The sequence below is a fragment of the Methylobacterium sp. B1 genome (assembly GCF_000333255.1).
GTDB lineage: Bacteria > Pseudomonadota > Alphaproteobacteria > Rhizobiales > Beijerinckiaceae > Methylobacterium > Methylobacterium fujisawaense.
Genome location: NZ_BACT01000591.1, coordinates 1 through 3,231 on the forward strand (window position 1 = coordinate 1; position 3,231 = coordinate 3,231).

The 3,231-nt window shown below is 76.1% G+C and carries 3 protein-coding genes and 1 pseudogene; 3 read left to right on the plus strand and 1 reads right to left on the minus strand.

Translation table 11 applies throughout. The features are described 5' to 3' along the window. Nucleotides 1–317 (plus strand): annotated as a pseudogene (locus tag I53_RS17305) (MFS transporter); the annotation flags it as partial. Here the strand turns inward: I53_RS17305 and cobD are convergent. Continuing rightward, nucleotides 310–1,329 carry a threonine-phosphate decarboxylase CobD gene (gene cobD, locus I53_RS17310; protein WP_051044856.1) on the minus strand — a complete coding sequence of 340 codons (1,020 nt, stop codon included), beginning with the start codon at nucleotides 1,327–1,329 and terminating at the stop codon, nucleotides 310–312. The pseudogene I53_RS17305 and the gene cobD overlap by 8 nt on opposite strands. Between cobD and cbiB the strand changes: the two genes are divergently transcribed. Continuing rightward, nucleotides 1,321–2,316, plus strand: a complete 996-nt coding sequence (gene cbiB, locus I53_RS17315) for an adenosylcobinamide-phosphate synthase CbiB (protein ID WP_043352844.1) — start codon at nucleotides 1,321–1,323, stop codon at nucleotides 2,314–2,316. The genes cobD and cbiB overlap by 9 nt on opposite strands. 80 nt (nucleotides 2,317–2,396) lie before the next feature. Next, a partial coding sequence (locus I53_RS17320; RefSeq protein WP_043352846.1) for an NAD(P)-dependent oxidoreductase occupies nucleotides 2,397–3,231 on the plus strand: 835 nt, incomplete at its 3' end.

The window sequence follows — 3,231 nt, forward strand, 5'->3', positions numbered from 1 at the left end:
GGTGCTCTGGGCCGGCTGGGACGTGGTCGCTCGTCGCGGTGGCCCTCGGGGTGCTGCTGATCGACATCGGCATAAACGGCGCCCTCATCGCCAACCAGACGCGGGCCTACGCCCTGGTCCCCGGGGCGCGGGGCCGCATCAACACGGTCCTGTTCACGACCCTGTTCGTGTTCGGGGCGCTCGGCGCCTATGCCGGCTCGCAGGCGTTCCTGCTGGTCGGCTGGGCGGGGGTCTGCGCGGTGGGCCTCGCCTTCTCGGCGCTGGCCGTGATCGTGGCGGCGCGCGATCCGCATCCGCCCGGCGTGCGGTCTACCTGAGGACCCGCGACAGACGGCACCACGCCGCCTTCCCGGCCGGCAGGCCGAAGCGGAGGCGCTCCGGGCGATCCGCGAAGCGCCGCACCGCGATCCCGGCCGCCGCGAGCCGCCGGTAGAGGTCGGGCCCGTCGGAAAAGTCGGCGGTCCGGAACAGGCTGGTGCCCCCGACGATCCGGCCGCCGCCCCGGGCGATCATCCGGTCGAGGCGGGCCGCGTCCGCGGACCGCGCCGCCGCGGCCTGCGCGCGCCAGCCCGCATCCGACAGGGCGGCGCGCCCGATCGCCAGGGCCGGGCCCGACACCGCCCAGGGTCCGAGGGCCTCGGCGATCCGGGCCGCCGTGCCGGGATCGGCCACCGCGAAGCCGAGGCGCAGGCCGGCGAGCCCGTAGGTCTTGCCGAAGGAGCGCAACACCACGAGGCCCGGCGCCGCGTGTGGGCACAGGCTCTCCACCGGCTCCAGATCCGCGAAGGCCTCGTCGGCGATGAGCAGGCCGCCCCGTTTGCCGAGGGCCGCGGCCAGGGCCCGGCGTTCGGCCAGGGGCAGGGTCCGCCCGTCCGGGTTGTTGGGATCGACGATCACCGCCACCCGGGCCTCGCCGAGGGCATCGAGATTCCGGATCTCCGTCACCGCGTGCCCGGCGCGCGCGCAGGCGGCGGCGTGCTCGGCATAGGTGGGCCCGAGCACCGCGACGCGGGTCGGCGCCATCAGCCGGGGCAGGGTCTCGATCAGGATCTGGGTGCCGGGGGCGGGCACGACATGTGCGGCGTCCGGCGCGCCGTAGGCCGCGGCGGCCGCCGCCCGGAGCGCCCCGAGCTCGGCGGCCTCGGGCAGCCGCGTCCAGGCGCTGGCCTCCACCGGCGGCACGGGGTACGGGACCGGATTGATCCCCGTCGAGAGGTCGAGCCAGGGCTCCGGCGCGTCGGGAAAGGCTTTGCGGAGTCCGCCGAGATCGCCGCCATGCGCGATCGGGGCGACCTCACGCGTGGGAACGCTCCACACCGAATGGTCCATCTGCCCGGTACGTTTGCCGACACGCTTGCCGTCCTCGCCGTCGCCCTCGGGATCGAGGCGGCGGCCGGCTATCCCGACGCGCTCTACAGGGCGGCCGGTCACCCTGTCACCTGGATCGGCCGGCTGATCGCCGCCCTGGAGCGCGGCCTCAACCGCGGCTCCGCGCGGCGGCGGCGGATCGCCGGCTGCGCCGCGCTGGCCTGCCTGCTTGCCGCGGTGGGCCTGCCGGCCCTCGCCCTCACGGTGCTGGCGGGATTGGCCGGCCCCCTCCCCGCCCTGCTCCTCCTCGGCCTGCTCTGCGCGAGCCTGCCGGCGCAGCGCAGCCTGCACCAGCACGTCGCCGCCGTGGAGAAGGCCTTGCGCACCGGCGGCCTGGAGGCCGGGCGCCGGGCGGTGGCGATGATCGTCGGGCGCGACCCCGAGCGCCTCGACGAACCGGCGGTCTGCCGCGCCGCGATCGAGAGCCTGTCGGAAAACTTCTCCGACGGGATCGTGGCGCCGGCCTTCTGGATCGGCGGCCTCGGCCTGCCGGGGGGCGCCCTCTACAAGGCGATCAACACCGCCGACAGCATGATCGGCCACCGGACGCCCCGCTACGAAGCCTTCGGCTGGGCTGCGGCGCGGCTCGACGACGGGGTGAACCTGCCGGCCTCCCGGCTCGCGGGCCTGCTGATCGCCGGGGCGGCGCTCCTGCGCGGCGCCGACGCGCGGGGCGCGCTCCGGGCGATGGCCCGGGACGCGCGCCGCCACCGCTCGCCCAATGCCGGCTGGCCCGAATCCGCCATGGCCGGGGCGCTCGGCCTGCGGCTCGCGGGACCGCGGGTCTATGACGGCACCCTCGTCCCGGACGCCCATATGGGCGACGGGCGGGCCGAGGCCACGGCCGACGACATCGCCCGGGCGCTGACCCTGTACCGGACGGCCTGCTGGCTCCAGGGCGGGCTCGTGCTGGGGCTGCTCGCCCTGTCCCTGGCGCTGGCGGGCTGACCCGTCCGCCCCGGCCGACCGGGCCTTGGCACGGCCCGCGCTCCCGACGCATCGTGACGGGACCGGACAGGGAGACCCCGATGCGCGCGGTGTTCGTGGATGCCAACGAGACCCTGGCGGCGGTGGCCCGGCGGCTGCTGCGGCCGGACGACCCGCCCTTCGCGATCCACGCCGATCCCGGCATCGCTCCGCAGGACCTGCCCGGCCTCCTGTCCGGGGCGGAGATCGCCGTGATCGACCACACCGCCCTCCCCCGCGCGGTGGCCCGGGCCTGCGGGGGCCTGAGGCACGTGGTGTTCCTCGGCACCGGCGCCCGCAGCTACATGGACCCGGAGGCCCTCGCGGCCGAATGCGGGATCACGGTCCACACCATCAAGGGGTACGGCGACACGGCGGTGGCCGAATGCGCCTTCGCGCTGATGTGGGCGGCGGCCCGCGGCCTGCCCGAGATGGACCGGGCGATGCGTGCCGGCACCTGGCTGCGCCGCGAGGCGGTCCAGCTCACCGGCAAGACGGTCGGCCTCGTCGGGTTCGGGGGGATCGCGGCCGAGATGGCACGGCTCTGCCGGGGCATCGGCATGCGGGTGCTCGCCTGGAACCGGACGCCCAAGGCGCATCCGGACGTGACCTTCGTGCCGCTGGAGCGGCTGCTCGCCGAGAGCGACGTGGTCTCGCTCCACCTGCTCCTGACCGACGAGACCCGCGGCTTCCTCTCGGCCGCGCGCATCGCCGCGATGAAGCCCGGCGTCCTCCTGATCAACACCGCCCGCGGGGCCCTGATCGACGAGGCCGCCCTGGTCGAGGCCCTGCGCAGCGGCCGCGTCGCGCAGGCCGGGCTCGACGTGTTCACGGTCGAGCCCCTGCCGGCGGACCACCCGCTGGTGTCCCTGCCCGCCGTCACCCTCTCGGCGCATT

What these genes read in the sequence shown, in the direction of transcription:
- cbiB (WP_043352844.1), top strand. Translation starts at nt 1,321, where the DNA reads ATGGTCCATCTGCCCGGTACGTTTGCCGACACGCTTGCCGTCCTCGCC.
- cobD (WP_051044856.1), bottom strand. Translation starts at nt 1,329, where the DNA reads ATGGACCATTCGGTGTGGAGCGTTCCCACGCGTGAGGTCGCCCCGATC.